The following is a 21542-nucleotide window of genomic DNA, read 5'->3' on the forward strand; positions in this document are numbered from 1 at the left end:
TTTGTCGCCCTAGTACTACAGCCGCGGCTGTAGTACTAGGGGGCCAGGCGGAGGAGGAGGAGATCGGCCGCCGCCGAGGCCGCGGTGACGCCGCCCAGGTTCACGCTCCCCTCCACGGTCGCCGCGAGCAGGACACCGCCGCGGTCCGGATCGACCGCCACGCCCGCCGTGCGCCGCTCGCCGCCGCGCCGCCGCGCGCCCGGCCCGAGCCGCGTGCTCCACACGTGGCGCCCCTCGCCGTCGAGCCGCGCCACGACGATGTCGGCGCCGCCGCCCTCGCCGTCGAGCGGCCCGCCGCCGAGATCGACCGGCCTGTCGACGTCGCCCGCGAGCACCAGGCCGCCGTCCGCCGCGAGCGCGAGGCGCGGCGGCGCGTGCGCCCCGTAGGCCCGGCTGAAGCGGTGCTCCCGCGCGGGCCCGAGCGCGACCACGAACGCCGAGACGCCGTCCGCGAGCAGGGCGCCGCCGCCCGCGTCGAGCAGGCCCTCGAACGTCCCGCTCAGCGCGATCCCGCCGTCCGGCCCGATCTCGACGTCGCCCCCCCGCTGCTCGCGGCCGTCGCCGAAGGCGCGCGACGCGATGGGCTCGCCGTGCGCGTCGAGCTGCGCCACGAACACGTCCGTCATCCCCGCCGACGAGAGCCGGGGCGCGCCCTCGCCGAGCGCCAGCTCGCCCTCGAAGCTCCCCGTCACGACCACGCGCCCGCGCGCGTCCATCGCCACGCCGGTCGGCTCCTGCACCCCCGCGCCGCCGAACACCCGGGTCCAGAGCGGCAGCCCCCCCGCGCTGAACCGCGCCACCGCCACGTCGCTCCCGCCCGCGGGCTCCGCGAGCGACGACGCGACCACGACCTCGCCCGCCGTCGAGATCGCGACGTCGCGCGGCTCGCCGTGGAGCGTCGCCCCCCACCGCACCCCGCCGCGCGCGTCCAGCTTGAGCACGAACCCGCGCAGATCGGGCGTGGTGAGCCCGGCGCCGCCGATCACCCCCTGGAAATCGCCGGTCAGGACCACCTCGCCCCCGGGATCCGCGGCGAGCGCGCGCAGCCTGCCGTGGCCCTCGTCGACGAGCCGCCGCGCCCACGAGACCGCGCCGTCCGCCTCGATCCGCGCCACGAACACGTCCCGCTCGGCGCCGCTCGCGATCGGCCCGGCGCCGAGATCGAGGCCGCCCTCGAACTCGCCGCCGACGATCGCGGCGCCCCCGCTGCCCGCCGCGAGCGCCCGCGCCCGCTCCTGACCGGCGCCGCCCAGGAGGCCGCCCGAGAGCACCGCGCCGCAGTCGCGCCCGCCGCTGCAGTCCTCGTCGGCCGGCGTCGCGCAGTCCTCGGCGCGCGGCGTGATCTCGCCGGCGCACGGGCCCCAGCGGCCGTCGCTCCCGCACGTCCGCTGGCCGGCCCGGCACGCCCCGACGCCGGCGGTCTCCGGCGGCCCGCCGTAGGGGCACGCCTCGACCACCCCCGGCTCGCAGGCGCACCCCGCGCCGCCCGCAGGATCGCGGGGGTCCTCGCCGCCCTCCGCCTCGTCGACCGCGCCGTCGCAGTCGTCGTCGAGGGCGTTGCCGCAGCGCTCCGGCGCGGGCGTCACCTCGCCCTCGCACGGGCCGTAGCCGTCGCCCGCGGCGCTGCATTGCCGGACGCCGGCCCGGCAGGCGCCGACGCCGGCGGTCTCCGGCGGTCCGCCGTAGCAGGCGGCGACCGAGAGCGGCTCGCAGCGCTGCGCCGCGCCCGCGCCGTCCTCCACGAGGATGCCGTCCTCGAGGCCGAGCAGCGCGTTGCACCCGACGCAGCCGAGCGCCGCGAGCGCGAGCGGCCTGCCGATCCCGATCGGGCCGCGCGCGCCCACGTCAGTAGCTCCCTCCTGCGACGAGCGAGAACGCTCCGGGGGCGGCCACGGCGGTCACGGTGGCGCCGCGCGCGGGCGCGCCGGCGGGCCGGCGCGGCGCGGTCCAGTAGAGCAGGCCGGCGGCGAGCAGCGCGGCCGCGCCGGACGAGAACGCGATGGTCGAGGCGGTGCCGGCCGCCTGCGCGTCCGCGCGCAGCGCGACGCCGGCGGCGTCGCAGCGGTTCTGCGCGTCGCAGTGGCCCCGGTTCGAGGCGTCCCGGCGGGCGAGCGCCTGGGCGCCGAAGACGGCGCCCACGCCGAGCCCGACGAGGCCGACGCCACCGCTCGCGAGCGCGACGAGCCGCTGCGCGCCGCCCGCGCCGCGGTCCCGGTCGCCCGCGCCGCGGCCCCGCGCCACGGCGAGCGGAAGGGCGGGAGGCGCCTGCCCCAGGGCGACCGGCGCCCCGGCGCGCAGCGGCGGCGGCTCCTGCTCCAGGACGGGCACGTCGACGACCACGCGGCCGCCGTCCGGCGCGACCGTGTGCGTCACGGACCAGCGCTTCCTGCCGGGCGCCCGCGCCTCGATCGTGTGGGGCCCCGGATCGACCGGGATCGGCTGCCCCCACTGCTCGGGCAGGACCAGCACGCCGTCGCGCCGGATCTCGAGCCCAGGCGGGGCGTCCGCCGCGGGGACCGCGATCTCGAGGCGCGAGAGCCGCGGCTCGAGCTCCGCCGCGAGCGTGGCCGCGCGCGCCGCGCGGGAGTCGCCCGCGCTCCTGGCCACGGCCGCGGCCTCGTTGAACACGTTGAAGGCGCTCGCGGTCCTGCCCGTGCGCGCGAGGCAGTCGCCGAGCCGCAGGAGGAGGTTCATCGCCGTCGGATCGAGCCGCCGGCCCTGCTCGAGCACCGCGCACGCCTCGGCGGCGCGCCCCGCCTCGAGCAGCTCCCTCGCGACCTGGTAGAGCGCGAGCACCTGGTCCTTGTGTCCGGCCGCGGGCTCGCCGGCCGCGCCGGGCTCGCCGGCGGCCGCGGGCTCGCCGGCCGCGCCGCTCGCCGGCCAGAGCGGCAGCGAGACCGCCGCGAAGGCGCAGGCGAGCCCGCGCAGGCGCGGCCCGCGCCGGCGCGGGCGACGAGAGGGGGCCGTCGGGCGAGCTTCTCCGCGCATGGCGATCACCAGGGGCTGTCCGGGACCTCCGGGGCCGTCCGGGCGCCAGCGCCGGGCGCTCCCGCGGCGCCGGGGGCGGCGGCGCGGTCCGCGGGCGCCGCGGGAGCCGGCGGATCCGCGGGCGCCGCGGAAGCGGCCGGATCCGCGGGCGTCGCGGGAGCGGCCGAGGCCCCGGGCGCGGCATGGGCCGCCCCGGGCGCGAGGGGCGCCGGAGATGCCGGCGCCTCCGGGGCGGCCGGGGACGCCGCGGCGGCCGGGGAAGGGCGCCTCTGGGACCCCCGCACCGCAGCGGACGGCGAGGGCGCATCGCCGGACCGCGCGGCGCCTTCCTGGCGCTGCGGGGGCGCCCGGCGCGGCGCCCCGCTGTCCGGCATCCCCATCCGCCGGCCCGGGGGCGCGGGGGCGCGCTGCGTCTGCCCGGCGCTCGCCGCCGCGGGCGGCGCGGTCCTCGTTGACCCGAGGAGGCAGGCCGCATCGCTCGCGACGAGGGGCGCATTCCCGGCGCTCGCCTGGAACGCGCCGCCCGCGACCGCGTGCTGCGCGCCGTCCAGCGCGAGCGCGTCGCGGCGCGCCTCGAGCGGCCCCGCCGCCGCGGCCGTCGGCGGCTCCGCGGCGAGCCCCTGCGGCACCCCCGCCAGGCGCTGCGCGCCGGCGCCGTCGGCCCAGGTGGCCCCCGGCGCGCGCGACCACCCCGACGGCAGGACGACCCCGAGCAGCGCGGCGCCCGCGGCGAGCGTACCGGCCGTGCCCGTCAACCATGTCCGCGGCGCGCGGCGGCGCTCCGGCCGCTTGTCCACGGCCGGCCGATCTGCGGTCGTGGGCAGCCGCTCCTCCCGCCACGTGAACGTCGGCTCGCTCCGGTGGACCGCCGTGGGCAGCGTCGCGTCGGGCGGCCCGTTCAGCGCGAACGGCGCGAGCGCGGCGGAGAGCTCGCCGGCCGAGGCCGGGCGGAGGCGCCGGTCCTTCTCGAGGCAGCGCATCACGATCTCGTCGAAGCCGTCGGGCAGATCGGCGCACGCGCTCCGGAGCGGCCGCGGCGGCTGCTCCGTCACGACGAGCACGAGCTGCTCCAGGGTCTCCGCGCCGAACGGCAGCGCGCCGCTCACGAGCTGGTAGAGCACGACGCCGAGCGCCCAGAGGTCCGCGCGCAGATCGACGTCCCTGGGCGTGAGCATCTGCTCGGGCGCCATGTAGCGGCGAGAGCCCATGACCGATCGCGCCGTCGTCAGCTCGAGCCCCTCGTCCTCGGGCCTCGCGGTCGTGAACTTCGCGACGCCGAAGTCGAGCACCTTGATGAGCGGCGTGCCGTCGGTCCGGTACGTCAGGAACAGGTTCGCGGGCTTGATGTCCCGGTGCACCATCCCGAGCGCGTGCGCCTCGCTCACGGCGGCGCACGCCTGCCGGACGTACTCGGCCGCCTCCGGGACCGGGAGCCGCCCGCGGCGCTCCACGATCGAGCGGAGGTCGTTGCCCGAGAGGTGCTCCATGACGATGAACGGCACCGGCTGCGCGACGCCCGGCCGCGGCGCGAGCGTGCCCAGATCGAAGACGCGCGGCACGTGCTCGGTCTTCAGCCGGAACATGCCGCGCGCTTCGCGCTGGAACCGCCGCAGGAGCTGCGGGTTGCCGCAGTACTCCGCGCGCATGAACTTGATGGCGACGAGCTCGCCGAGCGACAGGTGCCTCGCGGCGACGACGGTCCCCATCCCCCCGGTCCCGAGCAGCCGCTCCACCCTGTAGCGCTCCGCGACGATCTCGCCGCAGCGCACAGGAACCACGCCCTCTTCATCGCTCACCACGCGCCCCCTCCAACTCTGTCGCTCCGGGATTGCAGACCGGTCAGCCACGGGATCTCGGACCGGAGGGTTCCTTGCGGGGCCGCGCTCGAGGCATCGGCCGCAGGTCTCTGGCGGGATTCGATTCTCCGGGGAGGCAATGCGTCGCGTCGCTTGTCGAATTTTCCGGCGCGCCTGTGGGCGCCTGGGCCCGCACCCCCTCTGTCGAGGGCGCTCCCCGGGGGGCACGGCCGCCCGGCACGCCTCGCGGGCGGGTTCCTTTCCGGCGCGCTCCGCGATACATGCCCGCCGTGTCAGCCGCTCCCGCCCTGGTCTGTCGCGGTCTGGTCAAGCGGTACGGCGACGTCGTGGCCGTGAGCGGGCTCGACCTCGAGGTGCGGCGCGGCGAGTGCTTCGGCCTGCTCGGCCCGAACGGCGCCGGCAAGACGACCACGGTGGAGATCCTCGAGGGGCTGACGCGCCCGGACGGGGGCGAGGTCGAGGTGCTCGGGGAGCGCTGGGTCGGGGACGGCATCGCGCTGCGCGCGCGGCTCGGCATCCAGCTCCAGGAGACGCGCTTCCCGGACAAGCTCCGGGTGTCCGAGGTGATCGCGCTGTTCCGCAGCTTCTACCCGCGCGGGCTCGACCCGGACGCGGCGCTGCGCCAGGTGTCCCTGCAGGAGAAGTCGCGCGCGTTCGTGCGCGCGCTGTCGGGGGGACAGAAGCAGCGGCTGTCGCTCGCGTGCGCGCTCGCGGGCGATCCCGAGGTGCTGTTCCTCGACGAGCCGAGCACCGGGCTGGATCCGGCGTCGCGCCGCGAGATCTGGGGCATCGTGGAGGATCTGAAGGCGCGCGGCCGCACGATCCTCCTGACCACCCACTACATGGAGGAGGCCGCGCGCCTCTGCGACCGCGTGGCGATCGTCGACCGCGGGCGGATCCTGTCGCAGGGGACGCCGGCGGCGCTCGTCGCCTCGCTCGGCGCCGAGCACGTCGTGGAGCTCGAGGTCGAGGGCGAGCTCGTCGAGGAGGAGCTCCGGGGGCTGCCGGGCGTGGAGGCGGCGCGCCTGTCGCAGGGGACGCTCCGGCTGACCGTGCGCGACGTCGCGCGCGTGCTACCGCCGCTGCTCGCGCTCTGCGCGGCGCGCGGGGTCGAGCCGAGGCGGCTCGCCACGCACCACGCGAGCCTGGAGGACGTGTTCATGGCCCTCGCCGGGCGGAGGCTCGAAGGGGCGGAGGTTTCGTGATGGCGAGGTGGCTCCGTTCCCTCCGCGCCGCGCCGCTCGTGCTCCTCACCCGGGCGCGGGTGGCGGAGTCGCTGCGCGAGCCCGAGGCGCTCTTCTGGATGTTCGTGTTCCCGATCCTGCTCTCGGCGGCGCTGGCCGTCGCGTTCCGGGAGCAGCCGGCCGAGCCCGTGCCGGTGAGCGTGGAGGCGGGCGCGGGGGCCGAGGCGCGGCGCGCGGCGCTCGAGGCGTCGGGGCGGGTGCTGCCCCGCGTGGCCCCGCGGGAAGAGGCGCGGCAGGAGCTCAGGGCCGGGCGGGTCGCGCTCGTCGTGCTGGACACCGATCCGCCCACCTACTGGTTCGATCCGACGCGGACCGAGAGCCGTGTGGCGCGGCTCGAGGTGGATCAGGCGCTGCAGCGCGCCGCGGGGCGCGCGGACGCGTTCCGCGCCGCCGAGCTCGAGATGACCGAGCGGGGGTCGCGCTACGTCGATTTCCTGGTGCCCGGGCTGCTCGGCATGAACCTGATGTCGACGGGGATCTGGGCGATCGGCTTCTCGCTGGTCCAGCAGCGCATCGGCAAGCTGCTCAAGCTGTTCGTGGCGGCGCCGATGCGGCGCTGGCAGCTCCTCACCGCGCACATCGGCGCGCGGCTGGTCTTCCTGGCGCTCGAGGTCACGGCGCTGGTCCTGTTCGCGTTCTTCCTGCTCGACGTGCCGATCGCCGGCTCGATCGCGGCGCTCGGGCTGGTCTCGCTGATCGGCGCGATGAGCTTCGTGGGCCTGGGCCTGCTGCTCGCCGCGCGGCCGCGGACGATCGAGGGCGTGTCGGGCCTGATCAACCTCGCGACGTTCCCGATGTGGATCTTCTCGGGCGTCTTCTTCTCGACCGAGCGCTTCCCCGACGCGGTCCAGCCGCTCATCCAGGCGTTGCCCCTCACCGCGCTGAACGACGCGCTCCGCGGCGTGATGCTCGAGGCGGCGCCGCTCTCGGCGCTCGCGCCCGAGCTCGCGGTGCTCGTCGTCTGGGGCGTCGTCTCCTTCGCGGTCGGGCTCAAGATCTTCCGCTGGCAGTGAGCCGGAGGACGGCGCCGGCGCGGGGGGGCGTGGTGAACTGCCACGTCGTGGCTGGTTTCATGGGAGGAGGGACCATAGAGGCATAGAGTACCCAGAGGTTCTTTGTTCTAGCGCGCGGCTGTGCCACGGTAGGCACCCTTCACGAAGATCTGATGCTGAGGCCCTCGCGTACGACAGGCCACCTCCTCGCCCTGCTCGCGCTCCTCGCTGCCGCGCCGGCCCACGCCGACGAGGCCGAGGCTCTACCGACCTCCCCGGATCCGACCGCTCCCGCCGAAGCGTCAAGCGTGGCGCCGGCGAGCGCGGCACAGGCGGGGCAAGCGATCTCCCCCGGGCGGCGCGCCCTCGCCGCGACCGGCGCGGTGATCCCCGGGCTCCTCGTGCACGGCAGCGGGCACTTTCTCGTGGGCGAGGGCCGCACGGGCCTGTCCCTCCTGGCGCTCGGGGGCGCGGGGACCGGGCTCGTCGTCGGCGGGCTCGGGGGCGCGGCGGTCTCCGGGGCCTCGCGGCGCGTCATCGCCCCGATCATCCTCACCACGGTGACGGGCGCGGGCCTGTTCGGGATCTCCCTCCTCGCGGATCTCTATGGCGTGCTCGCCCCCGAGGGCGGCACGGGCAGCCCTCGCACCGCGCTGCCCTGGGTCGAGACGCAGCTCGGCGTGGCCTACGTCCACGACCCCACGTTCGCTTACCGCTCTTTCCTCGTGCCGGGCATGGATCTGCGCCTGCGCTCGCTCCGGCTCTCGGGCTCCGGCTGGTTTGCCCTGAACGACGACAACGTGCGCCTCCGCGCCGAGACCGCCTATCGCTTCCTCGGGCCCGGCACGCCCGACGGCCCGCGCGCGGCCGACGGCTCGTTCCTCGAGATCGAGGCCGCGCTCACCCATCACCGCTACACCTCCGACGGCTTCTCGATCACCACCGGCGAGGTCTCGGTCCAGGGCCGGCTCGATCTCGCGCACATCGGGCCGACGCTGCGGGGCTCGTTCGCGGAGATGGGCTGGGGGATCGGGATCGAGGCCTATCGCCACGGCCGCCGGCCGTTCGAGGGGAACGAGCTCCTGATCCCGCATTTCGCCTTCGGGATGTACCTTGGGCACGAGGGGTATCCGCGCGGCGAGGCCAAGGCGTTTTACGAGCACCGGCACGACGGCTACGCCGCCGGCGCGAAGATCACCGGCCTGGGCAGCGGCGTCGCCGGCCACATCGGCCTGCAGGGCCGGCTCGATGCCTCGCCCCGCTGGGGCCTGCTCGCCGACGTGCGAGCGGGCTCCGCGTATGTCGGGCGCCTGTCGCTGCTCATGCGCCCCGGAGGATCGCCATGACCGTGAGAGACCCGCTCCTCGTGCTCCTCTTCTTGACCGCGCCGCTCGCGCTCTCGTGCCTCGACGTGGCCGAGGGCCGCGCGCGCCGCGATCTCGAGGTGGGAAAGGCCTCCACGGGCGAGGCGCGCGTCGTCGTGGACGAGGGGCTCGCGGCGATCCGCCGCCTCGCGCCCGGCGAGCTCTCGCTGTGGGCGAGCGCGCCCGCGCTCTCGGTCCGCCTCGCCGACCCGGGCGGCGGGCCGTGGACGGTCACGATCGAGAACATGCTCGCCGACGCCGAGCTGTCGGCCCACGCCGGGGGCAAGCGCGTGCCCGTGGCGCTCGTCGAGGCGCCGTTCCCGACGCAGCGCACGTTCCGCCTCACCGTGCCGCCCGGCGCCGAGGCCACGCTCTCGCTGCGCCCGCCGGACGCGGCGCGGCTCGATCCGTGGCGGTTCGCGGTCTTCGCCGATGTCCAGGAGGACATCGACCGCGTGCAGGACATCTACGCGAAGATGAACGAGGCGGAGGGCATCCGCTTCGCGCTCATCAGCGGCGATCTCACCTCGCGGGGCTCGGCCGAGCAGCTCGAGCGGTTCCAGCGCGAGATGAAGACGCTCGCCTTCCCCTGCTACGCGACGCTCGGCAACCACGAGCTCGGCACGCGGGACGACCTCTACCACGAGTGGTTCGGACGGGGGAATTTCCGCTTCGTCTTCCGGGGCGTGCAGTTCACGATGCTCGACTCGGCGAGCGCGACGATCGATCCGCTCGCCTACGGGTGGCTCTCCGGCTGGCTCGCCGAGGGGCGGGAGCTCCTGCACGTGGTCACGATGCACCTCGCGCCCCTCGATCCGGTGGGCTCCCGCAACGGCGCCTTCGCGAGCCGCGCCGAGGCGAACAAGCTGCTCACGATGCTCGCGGACGGGCGCGTGGACCTCACGTTCTACGGCCACATCCACTCGTTTTACGCGTTCGAGAACGCGGGGATCCCCGCGTACATCTCGGGCGGCGGCGGCGCCATCCCCGAGCGGCTCGACGGCGTCGGGCGTCATTTCGTCACCGTCGACGTCGAGCCCCCCGGCAGGGTATCGCAGGTCGCCGTCGTCCGCGTGGATTGAGCACCCGGCGGCGAGCGCGGACCTCCACGAGGCAGACACCCCGAGGCCAGCGGCCCATGATCCGACTCCCCTTCCGCCGCCAGTTCCGCCGCGAGATCGCCGACAGCCACCGCAGGGAGCTCCTCCGCGTCTGGGCCCCGTTCCTGGTCCTCGGCGTCGTCGCGCTCGTCGTGACCTACCTGCTCTTCGTCGAGCCCCCGCCGCCCCGCCGGCTGACCATCGCCACCGGACAGGCCAGCGGCCGCTACCACGCCTTCGCCGAGCAGTACCGCGCGTACCTGGCCCGGCACGGCATCTCCCTCGAGGTCCGCGAGACCGCGGGCTCGGCCGAGAACGTGGCCCTCCTGCTCGATCCGGCGAGCGACGTCTCGGTCGCCTTCGTGCAGGGCGGCGCCATGCCGCCCGAGGCCCGCGATCGCCTGAGCAGCCTCGCCAGCGTCTACCGCGAGCCGCTCTGGATCTTCCACCGCGGCGAGCGGCCGCTCGAGCGCCTCACCGACCTCGCCGGCAAGCGCCTCTCCGTCGGCCCCGAGGGCAGCGGCACCCGCGTGGTCGCGCTGCGGCTGCTCGCGGACAGCGGCGTCACCGCCGGCGCGCAGGCCGCGGCCGGCGTCCCCTTCGCGTCCCTGACCGATCCCGAGGCCGCCGAGGCGCTCCTGGCCGGCCGCGTCGACGCCGCCTTCTTCATCGTCGGCCCCGGCTCGTCGCACGTGCAGGCGCTCATCCGCGAGGACGGCGTGCACCTCATGGACCTGCGCCAGCACGATAGCTTCGCGCGCCGCTACCCCTACCTCACCAGCGTCACGCTCAGCGAGGGCCTGCTCGACCTCGAGCGCAACATCCCGCCCGCGCCGCGCCCGCTGCTCGCCCCGCCCGCCGCGCTCGTCGCCAGCCAGGCGCTCCACCCCGCGCTGATCCCGCTCCTGCTCGAGGCGGCCCAGGCCGTGCACGAGCAGGGCAACCTCCTCGACGCGCCCGGCGAGTTCCCGTCCGCGCGCTTCGTCGAGGCGCCGATCCACCCCGAGGCGCGGCGCTACCTCGAGGAGGGGCCCTCGTTCCTGCGGCGCTTCCTGCCGTTCTGGGCCGCGTCGATGGTGAGCCGGCTCAAGCTCATGCTGCTCCCCCTGGCGACGGTGATCTTCTCCGTCCTCAAGATCGCGCAGCCCCTCTACACCTGGCGCGTCCGCGCGCGGATCTACCGCCATTACGAGGTCCTGCACCGCGCCCAGCAGGAGCTGTCCCGCCCGGTGGATCCGGCGCGGCGCGCGGAGCTCGCCGCGAAGCTCCGGGAGCTCGAGGAGAGCCTCGCCACCGTCTCGGTCCCGCTCGGGGCGATGGCGAACCTCTACGAGCTCTACCTGCACCTCGGGTACGTGCGCCGGCGCCTCGAGGGCGAGCCGACCGCGTCGGCGCCGCCGCCGCCGCCGCCCGTCGCGTAGCGCCCCGCGGCGGCGCGCCCCGCGCGCTCGGCCAGCGCGGCGTGTCCTGTCGGTCGAGCTCGCCGGGGTCGTCGCCCTGCTCGTCACGCGGCGCGGCGGGGCGCCGGGCCGGGGGTTCGGGCGTGCTATACGCCCGGAATGTCTCGCTTCCTGCCCGTCCCCAGGGGCCCCTCTCCGGTCTTCGGATCGGGGATCGCGCGGGCCGCGCTGCTGGCACCTCTCGGGTGAGCCGATGCAGGACGGCGGCCTCCTCGTTCACCTCGTCACGGCCCTCGTCGCCGCGCTGATCGGCGCGGCCGTCGCGCTGCGCCTCGGCCAGCCGCTCATCCTCGGCTACGTGCTCGCCGGGGTCGCGATCGGCCCGTTCACGCCGGGCATCATCGGCCAGACGGAGGCCATCGCCGAGCTGGCCGAGCTCGGCATCATCTTCCTGATGTTCGTCATCGGCGCGCAGCTCTCGATGCGAGCGCTCGTCCGCGCCGGCCGGGTCGCCATCCTGGGCGCGCTCCTCCAGGTCGCCGTGATGATCGGGCTCGGCTACCTGGTCGGGCGCGCGCTCGGCTGGGGTCCCCTCGAGTCGTACGCCTTCGGGGCGGTCATCTCGAACTCGTCGAGCACCGTGCTCGGCAAGGTCCTCTCCGATCGCGGGGAGCTCGACAGCCGCCACGCCCAGCTCGGGATCGCGTGGTCCTCGGTCCAGGACATCTCGACCGTGGCCCTGGTCGCCGTCCTCGCGTTCCTGTCGCCGAGCTCGACGGCCGTGGGCCCGCTGCTCGGCAAGGCGGCGCTGTTCTTCTTCGTGGTCGTGCCGCTGTCGTTCTGGGTCGTGCCGTGGGGGCTCCGCCGCGCGTCCGCGCTCCACAACCGGGAGTTCTTCGCGCTCGCGGTCGTCACGCTCGCCCTCGCCATGGCGGGCGGCGCCTCGCTGCTGGGCGTCTCCCTCGCCCTCGGGGCGTTCTTGACCGGCGTCGTCGTCGGCGAGTCGGACCTGGCGCACCGGATCCTGGGCGACGCCATCCCGATGCGGGACATCTTCTCGGGGATCTTCTTCGTCTCCATCGGCATGCTGCTGGATCCGGCGTTCGTGCTCGACGCGTGGGCGCTCGTCCTCGTGACCGTGGCGCTGATCGTCCTCGTCAAGGGGGCGGTGACGACCGTCCTCGCGCGCTGGCTCGGGTGCTCGACGCGGCTCTCGGTCCTGATCGGCGCGGCGCTCGCGCAGTCGGCCGAGTTCTCGTTCCTGCTCGCGCGCATCGGCCTCGAGCAGGGCGCCCTGTCGCGGCCGATCTTCAACCTGCTGCTCAGCGCGACGGTGGTGACCATCCTCCTCTCCCCCCTGGTGAACGGCCTCGCGCCCGCGCTGCTGCGCCGGGTGCAGGCCCGGCGCTCCGGCGCCGCGCGGGACGCGGACGCGGCGCGGCCCTCGGCCATCGAGGACCACGCCATCGTCTGTGGCTACGGGCGCGTGGGGAGCATCGTCTGCGCGCTCCTGGAGCAGCACAGGAAGCCGTTCGTCGTCATCGAGGAGGACCTCAGGGTCGTCGAGTCGCTCCGCGCGCGGGGCGTCTCGGCCCTGTTCGGGGACGCCGGCTTGCCGGACGTGCTCGACCGGGCCTCCCTGCGCACGGCGCACCTCCTGATCCTCTGCATCCCCGAGCGGATGGCGGTTCGCCGGGCGCTCGAGCACGCCCGCGAGGTGAGCCGGGCGGCGACCGTGCTGGCCCGGACGCACAGCTACGAGGACCGCGCCTTCCTGCACGCGCGGGGCGCGGACGAGGCGGTCGTCGGCGAGATGGAGCTCGCGCTGGAGCTGGGCCGCCGGGCGCTGCAGCGCTTCGGGGTGGAGTCGGACGTGATCGAGCGCTCGCTCGCCACGGCGCGTCGCGCGCACGCCTGAGCGCGGCGCCGCCGTGTGAGCGTTTCGGGCGAATCGCTGAGCGCGCGGGGCGCGCGCCGGCCGCCGATCGCGCGCACGGTAGGCGCACGACCCGGCGCGACGCCGGGCGTACTCGACCCGAGGAGCACGATCATGCACTCACGCCAGAGCCTGCTCGCCGCAGGCCTCGCCTGTCTCTCCGCTGCCCTCCCGGCGTGCGCCGGTGAGGAGGTCCCGACCGCGCAGGAGCGCCCCCGCATCTCCGGCGCTCCGAGGGCGTCAGCCCCCCGGCGTACCGGGCGCGGCACCGGGCGCGCTCGAAGGGCGGCGGCCAGGGCGAGCAGCCCGCGCGATGACCGCCCTCGCTCCCGCGGGGCGCTGGCTCGCCCCTGGTGGTACTGGACCAAACGCCAGCCGTCGTTTGCCGACATGCTGATCCCGGCGGTCTACTGCTGCAAGCCGCTCGAGGACGAGTGAGCCGAGTTCTCACCTGCATCGCAACCAGCCTGAGCGAGAGCGACAAGGCGAGCGGCGTCCCGGGCGCGACCGATCAGAGCTGCCCATACTCACGGATCCGGTCGCGCTTTTCCCCATGGTCTCCCTTGTCGGACTCCAGATCGACGACGATCCCGAGGCGCGATTCGACGTAGGCCGCCCAGATGGTTCCATGCGTTGGAACGCTGGTCCAAGCGTTCATCTCCGTGATCGACAGGAGTCCATCCATGCTCCGATCGAATATTCTTATGTCCCTGAACCGTAATCCGCACGTGAAGCCGAGCTGGGCGTTGACGTTGAGGGAATAGACGTCTCCGCCGAGGAACAGATCGACGTGCGTGGTCCGGACAAGGGTACCCTGCGGCCTCAAGGTCGTGGTGAACATGGGAAGAACGGCTCCGATCAATTTGTAGAGTTGAAGGCTGGTGGCCGCGCTCGTCCGGAACGGTCCGGCTTCGAACGTGGCATGGATCCCCAATTGCTTGTCTTCTATCGTCGACATGTTCTCCTTGCCCACTCCAATGCCTATGAAATACCCGATGTTGAGCTCCTGGGTGGGACTCGCGGTCTGTCCGAAGCTCACCATGACTGTATGGACAGCCCCCGGAGCCGTTCCGCCGCCATACGTGGCTCCGAATCTCGCGAGATGGGGGAGCTTTGTCTGAACGACACCGTTGAGGTAGAGGCCGCCCCAGTGGAATTTCTCTGGGGGCCGTGGCTCTTGCGCTGATGCCAGAGCGGCAAGGGAGAACACTGCAAGCCCTGATAGCGCGCGCAAGAATGGCTGCCCTGGCCTGCTCGAACGGCGGGGCGATGGCTCCCGCGAGATGAACGGTGGCGCGAAATAGGTTCGAGTCATTCGGTCTGTATGCGGGCTATGCACTCCGGGTTCTTCACTAGCTCATTAATATCGATGTCGCCGTACTCGTTCCTGAGCATATAGGCATTTTCCATCGCGTCGATGCCGCGAATATCGCTCGTGAGATCTGAGTGTGACCCATCCTCGAAGGATCTTGCGATGGCGGCACAAATCGAGTGTTGGTTCCGGGCTAGGTCTCGAATGCTCAAGACGGTTTCGCAGTCGATCGTGCTGCTACCGAGTATTGCCTTGTATGCGTCGAAATGTCTCCTGAAGTTCGTGCGATTGGCGGACAGCGTGTGCACCTGCGTCGCTGCCGATGCGATGATGCATTGCTTCGGAAACTCTGGCTCCGGTGAATGGGTGGGCTTGTCTTCGTTGGCGTGGGGCTTTTCCTCTCTCGTCTGAAGATGGTGATCGCGACGCTGGAGGGTCTTTTCACAGCTGGCCAACCGTTTCCGGGTGGCGCTCAGAGTCGACCGAAGATCGGGATCGTCCTTGCTGGCGACGTCCTGGTGCGGGTGAGGCCGGTTGTCGCTCTCTGCCGAGATTCTTCCCAGAATGAATCCCGCCGCGAGTGCGGCGACCGCGATGGATCCCAATCCAATCCATGTTGTCGGTGTCGGTGAGGTTCGCATCTGTCGAATGTTGCGGGGTGATGGTGATCGTCGTCTGAGAGGCAGTTGGTGTGGTGAAAATGGGTCTCCAGGGTGGTGTGAGCTAGTAGTAGCAGGGGTCCTTTTTGATTGGTGTTATTCCAACCATTTGGGGGGTGATGGTTAGACTGGGGTCGCTGCTGGGGGGGTAGTGACTCGCGCCATTTGTCGCAGTTCTCTGTGCCTAGGATATCCAGGAATCGTTGTTGTTATGGTGTCGTTCTCCCGCAGTAGATTGGCTGAGGGGATCCGGGTCCCTGTACACACAGTGCCACGCACTCAGGGGATGGATCCATGCACGTCGGTGTTGGTCTTTCGTCGAAGATCGTGCATCCGGTTTGGGATAGTACCGTCGCGGAAATAATATGGGCGAGGCAGGGATGGCTTGTCCTTGAACGACGAAGTGCTGCGGTCATCGGCTCTTGCTCTCAGGGGTATCTGGTGGTGGCTCGCGTTGGCCTCAAGAAGCAGGCAGGAGGATCCAGGAAAGGCTGTCGTTCTTCGCTGAATCCGTGCACATGGCCGCCGCCAGACGTCGCGAGCGAGCGCGTCGAGCTCCCCGAGGCACGCGCGCGATGTCCAGGACGTCGCGCGCAAGCGATGACGCGCGCGCGGCCGGTCGCGGACGATATCGCTTCGCTTCCAGGGGATCGGCGGGGGGGCCGATCGATGCGTGCGGTTGACGTCGCGAATGCTCGTGGGCAGCGCACCCGGACACTGGCGCGCAGCCGCCCCTCGGACGTCCGGGCCTACGCGGCCGTGAAGCGGCTTCGGGCCGAGGGGCGCGGCACGCTCGCGGGGTCGATCATGGCGTTCTGGGTGCGTGAGCTGCTCGGGCCGACGGTCGGCTCGGGGCCGGTCGCGGGCGCCCTGATCGCGGCCCTCCGCAACCAGGAGCGCGGAGCGCTCGCGGATCGGGTGGAGCTGTTGCCGAGCGCGAGGCGATGATCGCCTGTTCTTCTCGCGGGCCCTATGCCTGGCAGCAGAACGTCGACGGTTCGGCCGGCAGCAGCTCGCCGATCGGCTCGCCGCCGCTCGGGGCGCAGCCGCCGGGATCCACGGCGACGACCCCCGCCGACTTGCTGCCGAGGGCGACGCCGGGCGGCGGGACCCCGGGCTGCTCCGGCGACGGCGTGCAGGTGCTCCGGTCGCCCGGGCACTCGGTGTGGGCGCCGGGCAGGCAGGCAAGCGCCCGGGTCCGCCAGGGATCGAGGAGCGCCGGCACCGGGCTGGAACCAAAAGATCAGGCCGATCAGGCTGTTCTCCTGGAATTCGGTGTGGGCTGGCACCCACGATGGGCTGCGAGACGAGGGGCTTGGTGTGGTTTGGGATCCAAACGCGTCTCCTCCGGCGGTCGCGCGCCTTCCCGCGCAGGCAGGGGTGCCTGATTTTGTGCCTCGAAGTCCGGCGCCGGAGGGCTTCCCGGCTCCTGGCTGAGCCTGGTAGCTTGGGCGACCATGGCGAAATCCAAGGCTCAACCCGCGAAGTCCCCGGCGCAGGGCAGGGCAGAGGAGGGGGCCTGGAGCTACCAGGCCCTGTACAGGCACTGTCAGCCGATCGGGGCGGGGCTCCCGCCCGACGCGGTGCAGGCGTGCCGCGCCGCTCCGCGCCTCGTGCTGGTCAACGTGAAGCGCGGTGTCGCGGCGGTGCTCGGCACGAAGGAGCAGGTGAAGGCCGTGCGCGAGCACCTGCCCAGGATCGCGGTCGACGAGCTCCTGGAGTTGCCGGATCTCGCCCGTGCGCTCCTGTTTGCCGTGCGCGAGGCGCTGCCCCGGGCGGCGGGCCCGAAGGAGATCGAGAAGGCGCTGAAGGAGATCGGCGGGCCGCGCGAGGATCTCCTGACCCAGGCGGAGCTCTTCGCCCGGCGCGGCCTCCTCGACAGGGAGCGTGTCGCGCAGATCCGGGCCGGCTCCGGGAAATACGATATGGCGCGGGATGGCATGGAGCTCGCGGCGCTGTTCACGCAGCACGCCGACGAGCTCAACGGGCTCCACCCGTTCACGAGGGAGAAGATCGAGCAGCTCCGGCGGACGAGCGAGTGGCTGCTCGAGAACCTGACCCCGGCCGGAGCCCGGGTGGAGGTCAAAAAGAAGGACAAGACCGCGGCCGAGGACGCGGCGTGAACGTGGGCCAGTACATCCACAACACCACCGCGCAGAGCTCGAACAAGCCGCTCACGTCGGTGATGAACGCGCTCGGCCACGCCGCGACCGGCATCGGCATCGAGCCGACCTGCGGACCGCTGCCGGGCTTTTTCGCCTGACGCCCGCGGTCAGATCCTCATGTTCATGGCGTCCCGGACCTCGTCGAGCGTCGCGGAGGCGACCTCCCGCGCCTTGGCGACGCCGTTGACCAGGACCTGGTGGATGTAGTCCGGGTTCGCCTCGAGCTCCGCCCGGCGCGCGCGGTGCGGCCTGAGGTACTCATTGAGCGTCTCGGTCAGCGTCTTCTTCAGCGTGCCCGCGCCGCCGTCGCCGATCTTCGCCGCGATCTCCTCGGGCGCGCGCCCGGTCGACAGGGAGATGAGCGAGAGGAGGTTCGAGACCTCGGGGCGCTTGACGGGATCGAAGGTGATGAGCCGGTCGCCGTCGGTCTTCGCCCTCTTGATCAGGGCCGCGGTCTCGTCCTCGGTCGCGCTCAGCAGGATCGCGTTGTTGCGGCTCTTGCTCATCTTCTGTCCGCCGTCGAGCCCGAGGATGACCGGCGCCTTGCTGAGCAGCGGATGCGGCTCCGGAAACACCGCCCGGCTCGCGGAGAAGCGCTCGTTGAAGCGGCGGGCGATGATGCGGGTGAGCTCGAGGTGCGGGAGCTGGTCCTTGCCGACGGGGACGACGTTGCCCTTGCAGAACAGGATGTCCGCGGCCTGGTGCACGGGATACGTGTACATGCCCGCGTTGATCCGGCTGAGCCCGGCCGCCTGGATTTCCTCCTTGACGGTCGGGTTGCGGTCCAGCTCGGCCATCGTGACGAGGGTCAGGAAGGGAAGGAGGAGCTGGTTGAGCTCCGGCACGTGGCTATGGGGGAAAATGAAGGTCTTGCCGTCGTCCGGGTCGATGCCGGCGGCGATGTAGTCGATGGTCAGCTGCCGGATGTTCTCGGAGATCGCCTCGAAGGTGTCCCGGTCGGTGAGCACCTGGTAATCCGCGATGACGATGAAGGTGGTGACCCCCAGTTTGTGGAGCCGGACCCGGTTCTGGATCGAGCCGAAGAGGTGTCCGACATGGAGGCGCCCGGTCGGGCGGTCGCCGGTGAGGACCCGGTATCTCGAGGGATTCAAGGTCAGGTCCTGCTCGAGCTTCAGGCTCCGCTCCTGCGTGGCCTCGAACGAACCCGGGTGAATTTCTTCCATTTCAAGACTCATGGCAACTCGTGGGTAAAGTATAGATGAGACCGGGGGTCACTTCAAGGCGCGGCCGAGGGGCCACGCCGAGGGCGCGGAGCCCGGCGAGCGTGGCGGATCGCCGCGCGACGCGGTCCTCGCTCTTCGGATCCGGGGCAACTTCCCGCAGGAGTGATGGTCGCGGACGCGCCGCGTCGCCTCGGGCTCGATACCGAGGGACTCCAGGACCCTCCGGTCAAGATCGTCGTTGATGACGGCCAGCGCAGGAGAGCACGTCGACTCGATAGGTCCGCCACAAGCGTTGTCGATCGAGCGCCGCCGCGCCTCCCTCAATCACCGGCATAGCGGCCGCGGAGGGTCATCAACGCCGCCGCCACGCCGGCCGACAGCACCACCGGCACCATGGCCATGGCCACGCCGGCAGGGCCCCAGCCCTGGCCCAGCAGGTGGCCCGCCGCCAGCGGCCCGCCGATGGAACCCAGCCGGCCGATGGCGATGGATGCGCCGGTGGCCAGCCCGCGCGTCCGCGCCGGGTAATAGAGCGGGATGACGCCATAGAGCGAATATTGCGCGCCCAGCAGGAAGAAGCCGGCCAGGCCGGCCAGCGCCAGCACCGGCAGCAGGCTGTCGGCCCCCGCCAGCCCGAACAGCGACAGGGCCAGGGCGGGATAGGCCGCGATGATGGGGAGGCGCGGCCCGAGCCGGTCCACCAGCACGCCGATGACCCAGCAGCCGAGGACGCTGCCGGCATTGAAGGCGAAGGCGGCGCCAGCGCCCCCCACGCCGCCCAGGCCCTTGGCCGCCACCAGCGACGGCAGCCAGTTCAGCAGCAGATACAGCACCAGCAGCGTCAGCCCGGAGGTGAACCACGCCAGCGCCGTGACCAGCAGCCGGCCATCGCCGAAGAGCGCCTGCGCGCTGCCCGATCGCTGGGCGCCCCCGGCCGCCGCCGCGCGGCTGTCGGGCATCAGCCACGCCATGGCCGGCAGCAGCAAGAGCGGCAGCACGCCGCCGGCCAGGAAGATGCTGTGCCAGCCGAAGCGTCCCAGCATACCGGCCGCGAACAGCGCCGCCAGCGCGCCGCCGACCGGCATGCCGCTGAACATCAAGGTGGTGGTGCGGGTCCGCCGGTCGGGCGGGGCGATCTCCAGGGCGACGGCCACCAGGGTGGGCATCGCCGCTCCCATGCCGGCCCCGGCCAGGAGCCGGTAGAGGCCCAGCGACACCGGTCCGCCCGCCACCACGGTGGCCAGCGTGAACAGGCCGAAGACGCCGACGGCCATCATCAGCAGCGGCTTGCGGCCCATGCGGTCGGCCAGCCAGCCGCCGGCCAGCGCGCCGCAGACGAGCCCGGCCATGCCGGCCCCGAACACGACGCCCGCCTGCTCGGGCGTCAGGCCCAGCGCGGGGATCAGCAGGGGGGCGGCCACGCCGATGGCCTGGATGTCGAACCCTTCCAGCAGGGCGATCAGGAAGCACAGCGACAGCGTGACGGTGCTGCGTGACGCGTGAGGGGGCGATGCGCCCATGAGGAAATCTCCCGTTTCCGTCCCGTTGTCCGGGATTGTTGCATCTGGTCGAAGCCTGAGAGGTGCGGTTATCGCGTAGGACCGTCCAAAGGCCAATCCTCGTGGTCAAGCACCCGTGCTGAAGAGCACCAGGGAGGCCGGCGCTTCCGCGGCGGTACGGTCTGTCACCACGAAAGGCGCCGGTGTGCCCGCGGACCGGCTGCTCTATTTGCGTTCATAGAAGGTGAGGCTCACCCCGCCCGACGCGAACCCCGGGTCGGAGCTCACATACGCGTTCGTATTGAGGAGCGCGTACGGGCCGTCCGCGCGCGCCTCGAAGACCGGCACGAGCGCGCCGAACGGTCCACAGTTCCTCACCACGATGATCTCGCCGTCGTTCGAGGACAGCGCGTACCTGGCGTCCAGGATCGTGCTCGAGCCGAGGAGCTGGTAGTCCCCGCCTCCGGGGAGCACCGAGCCCGACAGGCCGCTGAGCAGCGTCCCACCGGTGACCGTGCCGCCGGTGATGGGAATGATGTTGCGCGTGCCGCGCTTGCTCGCGCCGACGGAGAGGGAAGAGCCGAGCGTGACGGACTCGGTGAACACGCTCGAGCCCCTCGCCCCGGTCGCCGTCGAGCACTCCCACGATTGATTGGGGACGCCCTCGGGATCCTTGAGCTGGATCTTCGGCTCTCCGACGGCCACCTCGGCGATGTCGTAGACGTCGATCTGGACCGTGCCCGCCGCGGCGTCGACGACGCGGGTGCCCGCGAACTTCCCGGTGTTGAGCCAGGCGAGCGAGCTCGACTCCGCGACCTCGAAGTCCGGGACGACCCGGACGACCGCATCGCCGGCGGGCGCGACGCCGCAGCTCCGCAGGTAGATGAGGGTGCCGTCGCTCGCCCTCAGGATGTTGATCTCCTCGAGCTCGACGGATCCGTTCGACAGCGTGAGCTCGAGTTCCATGCCGCCCGTGAGGAACGTGGCCTCGATCTCGTCGCCCGTGAGCGTGCCCCCCTTCACGTCGAGGAGGCGGCGGTGTCCGAACTGGGTGGTCCCGACATCGCGGGTCTCGCCGAGCTCGAGCGTCGCCCGGAAGACGAGCTCGCCGAGCGTGGGGAGCGGAATGCCGTCGGGCATGCCGCAGGTCCACGATGGATCGGGGACGATCGTCGCCTCGCCGCCGCCGCCGCTGCCGCCGCCCGCGCCGCCGATCCCGCCGGCGCCGGCGCCGCCGCCGCCAGCGCCGACGATCTCGCCGGTGCTGCCGCTGCTGACGCCGGCCTCCACGGCGCCACCGGCTCCGGTGGCTCCGCCGCCCGCGCCGCCCGCGCCGCCCGTGGCGGCGTCGCCACCGGCGCCGGTCGTCTCACCAGGACCGCCCGACGCCGCGCCGCCAGCGCCGCTGCTCGTCGTCCCTCCGCTGCCCTCCTCGCTCGACTGACCGCACCCCCCAAGGCAGAGGCCGAGGATTCCAATCGTCAAGAGCTTCGTTGGCAGATGCCCAATCCTCATCGCCGGATCCATCCATTCAGGTAAGAGCATACCGTTCCTTCGCGGCGCCCACGCGGCCTGCGCCAGCCTCCCCCGAGGCCGGGCGCCCCGCCGCCGGCGCCACCGACCACCCGTTTCCACTCGTCGCCGCCTCTCTGTTCCAGGATCGTCGTCCGCTCTCGCATCGCCCGACGCAAGCGATCGCGACGACGTCGTACCCGAGCCCTCTGGCTCGAGGCATAGGCATACTCGCCTATGCCTCGGCGCGAGACGTCACGCCCACGTCGGTGGGCTGGATAATTCTGGCGAGGGTTGAACTGGGTTGGTGCTGAAATCGTGTCTGTGGCGGCCCGCGCGGGCCGTGGCGTGAGGGCGGCCCCCTGGGGGC

The 21542-nt window shown here is 72.8% G+C and carries 18 protein-coding genes; 9 read left to right on the forward strand and 9 right to left on the reverse strand.

Annotated features, from left to right (window positions below; genetic code table 11):
- Window positions 1–35: 35 nt before the first annotated feature.
- From WMF31_RS11615 to WMF31_RS11625, 3 genes are read right to left on the reverse strand one after another with little or no spacing between them, the layout of a single operon-like run.
- Window positions 36–1844 (reverse strand): hypothetical protein, encoded by a 1809-nt coding sequence (locus WMF31_RS11615; protein ID WP_436602000.1) that lies wholly within the window; start codon window positions 1842–1844, stop codon window positions 36–38.
- 1 nt (window position 1845) lies between these two features.
- Entirely contained in the window at window positions 1846–2988 is a 1143-nt protein-coding gene (locus tag WMF31_RS11620) for a tetratricopeptide repeat protein (protein WP_436602001.1), read from the reverse strand.
- A gap of 5 nt (window positions 2989–2993) precedes the next feature.
- Window positions 2994–4784 carry a protein kinase domain-containing protein gene (locus tag WMF31_RS11625; RefSeq protein WP_436602002.1) on the reverse strand — a complete coding sequence of 597 codons (1791 nt, stop codon included), beginning with the start codon at window positions 4782–4784 and terminating at the stop codon, window positions 2994–2996.
- 290 nt (window positions 4785–5074) lie between these two features.
- On the opposite strand from WMF31_RS11625, the gene WMF31_RS11630 reads away from it, so the two are divergent.
- The 6 genes from WMF31_RS11630 to WMF31_RS11655 all read left to right on the forward strand — a co-directional run bounded on the left by WMF31_RS11630 (window position 5075) and on the right by WMF31_RS11655 (window position 12823).
- Window positions 5075–6010, forward strand: coding sequence for an ABC transporter ATP-binding protein (locus WMF31_RS11630; RefSeq protein ID WP_436602003.1), 936 nt, complete (start codon window positions 5075–5077; stop codon window positions 6008–6010).
- The gene (locus tag WMF31_RS11635) at window positions 6010–7062 is read left to right on the forward strand and encodes an ABC transporter permease (RefSeq protein ID WP_436602004.1); all 1053 of its coding nucleotides are present in this window, start codon (window positions 6010–6012) and stop codon (window positions 7060–7062) included. Before WMF31_RS11630 ends, WMF31_RS11635 begins: the two co-directional genes overlap by 1 nt.
- A 152-nt stretch (window positions 7063–7214) precedes the next feature.
- On the forward strand, window positions 7215–8387 hold the full coding sequence (locus tag WMF31_RS11640; protein WP_436602005.1) for a hypothetical protein: 1173 nt from the start codon (window positions 7215–7217) through the stop codon (window positions 8385–8387).
- Complete coding sequence (locus tag WMF31_RS11645; protein WP_436602006.1) at window positions 8384–9487, forward strand: metallophosphoesterase family protein; 1104 nt, start codon at window positions 8384–8386, stop codon at window positions 9485–9487. Before WMF31_RS11640 ends, WMF31_RS11645 begins: the two co-directional genes overlap by 4 nt.
- A gap of 56 nt (window positions 9488–9543) precedes the next feature.
- A complete protein-coding gene (locus WMF31_RS11650) occupies window positions 9544–10926 on the forward strand; it encodes a TAXI family TRAP transporter solute-binding subunit (RefSeq protein ID WP_436602007.1) in 1383 nt (460 codons plus the stop codon).
- A gap of 232 nt (window positions 10927–11158) precedes the next feature.
- Entirely contained in the window at window positions 11159–12823 is a 1665-nt protein-coding gene (locus WMF31_RS11655; protein WP_436602008.1) for a cation:proton antiporter, read from the forward strand.
- Between the two features lie 529 nt (window positions 12824–13352).
- Here the strand turns inward: WMF31_RS11655 and WMF31_RS11660 are convergent.
- Together WMF31_RS11660 and WMF31_RS11665 are read right to left on the reverse strand one after the other, a co-directional pair.
- Window positions 13353–14051 carry a hypothetical protein gene (locus WMF31_RS11660; protein WP_129350756.1) on the reverse strand — a complete coding sequence of 233 codons (699 nt, stop codon included), beginning with the start codon at window positions 14049–14051 and terminating at the stop codon, window positions 13353–13355.
- 101 nt (window positions 14052–14152) lie between these two features.
- A complete protein-coding gene (locus WMF31_RS11665; RefSeq protein ID WP_436602009.1) occupies window positions 14153–14794 on the reverse strand; it encodes a hypothetical protein in 642 nt (213 codons plus the stop codon).
- Window positions 14795–15571: 777 nt separating this feature from the next.
- Here WMF31_RS11665 and WMF31_RS11670 point away from each other — a divergent pair.
- The gene (locus WMF31_RS11670) at window positions 15572–15760 is read left to right on the forward strand and encodes a hypothetical protein (RefSeq protein ID WP_436602010.1); all 189 of its coding nucleotides are present in this window, start codon (window positions 15572–15574) and stop codon (window positions 15758–15760) included.
- A 22-nt stretch (window positions 15761–15782) separates the two neighbouring features.
- On the opposite strand, the gene WMF31_RS11675 is transcribed toward WMF31_RS11670, so the two are convergent.
- Window positions 15783–16037 (reverse strand): hypothetical protein, encoded by a 255-nt coding sequence (locus tag WMF31_RS11675; RefSeq protein ID WP_436602011.1) that lies wholly within the window; start codon window positions 16035–16037, stop codon window positions 15783–15785.
- Window positions 16038–16269: 232 nt separating this feature from the next.
- Here WMF31_RS11675 and WMF31_RS11680 point away from each other — a divergent pair, with 232 nt between their 5' ends.
- Both WMF31_RS11680 and WMF31_RS11685 read left to right on the forward strand, forming a co-directional pair.
- Window positions 16270–16935: a hypothetical protein gene (locus WMF31_RS11680; RefSeq protein ID WP_436602012.1), complete on the forward strand. Its 666-nt coding sequence runs from the start codon at window positions 16270–16272 to the stop codon at window positions 16933–16935.
- Entirely contained in the window at window positions 16932–17075 is a 144-nt protein-coding gene (locus tag WMF31_RS11685; protein ID WP_436602013.1) for a hypothetical protein, read from the forward strand. The genes WMF31_RS11680 and WMF31_RS11685 overlap by 4 nt, the downstream gene beginning before the upstream one ends.
- Window positions 17076–17084: 9 nt before the next feature.
- Here the strand turns inward: WMF31_RS11685 and trpS are convergent, their stop codons facing one another.
- The 3 genes from trpS to WMF31_RS11700 all read right to left on the reverse strand — a co-directional run bounded on the left by trpS (window position 17085) and on the right by WMF31_RS11700 (window position 21145).
- Complete coding sequence (gene trpS, locus WMF31_RS11690) at window positions 17085–18161, reverse strand: tryptophan--tRNA ligase (protein ID WP_436602014.1); 1077 nt, start codon at window positions 18159–18161, stop codon at window positions 17085–17087.
- 320 nt (window positions 18162–18481) lie between these two features.
- A complete protein-coding gene (locus WMF31_RS11695) occupies window positions 18482–19681 on the reverse strand; it encodes an MFS transporter (protein ID WP_436602015.1) in 1200 nt (399 codons plus the stop codon).
- Window positions 19682–19885: 204 nt separating this feature from the next.
- Window positions 19886–21145 (reverse strand): DUF3237 family protein, encoded by a 1260-nt coding sequence (locus tag WMF31_RS11700; RefSeq protein ID WP_436602016.1) that lies wholly within the window; start codon window positions 21143–21145, stop codon window positions 19886–19888.
- Between the last annotated feature and the right edge of the window lie 397 nt (window positions 21146–21542).

Origin of the sequence: Sorangium sp. So ce1036 (genome assembly GCF_051369805.1) — a bacterium.
Taxonomy (GTDB): Bacteria; Myxococcota_A; Polyangia; order Polyangiales; family Polyangiaceae; genus Sorangium; species Sorangium cellulosum_F.

Bases quoted from the DNA above. Each gene is read 5' to 3' on its own strand.
- WMF31_RS11650 (WP_436602007.1), top strand. From the start codon at position 9,544: ATGATCCGACTCCCCTTCCGCCGCCAGTTCCGCCGCGAGATCGCCGAC.
- WMF31_RS11665 (WP_436602009.1), bottom strand. From the start codon at position 14,794: ATGCGAACCTCACCGACACCGACAACATGGATTGGATTGGGATCCATC.
- WMF31_RS11645 (WP_436602006.1), top strand. From the start codon at position 8,384: ATGACCGTGAGAGACCCGCTCCTCGTGCTCCTCTTCTTGACCGCGCCG.
- WMF31_RS11695 (WP_436602015.1), bottom strand. From the start codon at position 19,681: ATGGGCGCATCGCCCCCTCACGCGTCACGCAGCACCGTCACGCTGTCG.
- WMF31_RS11635 (WP_436602004.1), top strand. From the start codon at position 6,010: ATGGCGAGGTGGCTCCGTTCCCTCCGCGCCGCGCCGCTCGTGCTCCTC.
- WMF31_RS11640 (WP_436602005.1), top strand. From the start codon at position 7,215: ATGCTGAGGCCCTCGCGTACGACAGGCCACCTCCTCGCCCTGCTCGCG.
- WMF31_RS11655 (WP_436602008.1), top strand. From the start codon at position 11,159: ATGCAGGACGGCGGCCTCCTCGTTCACCTCGTCACGGCCCTCGTCGCC.
- trpS (WP_436602014.1), bottom strand. From the start codon at position 18,161: ATGGAAGAAATTCACCCGGGTTCGTTCGAGGCCACGCAGGAGCGGAGC.
- WMF31_RS11680 (WP_436602012.1), top strand. From the start codon at position 16,270: ATGGCGAAATCCAAGGCTCAACCCGCGAAGTCCCCGGCGCAGGGCAGG.
- WMF31_RS11620 (WP_436602001.1), bottom strand. From the start codon at position 2,988: ATGCGCGGAGAAGCTCGCCCGACGGCCCCCTCTCGTCGCCCGCGCCGG.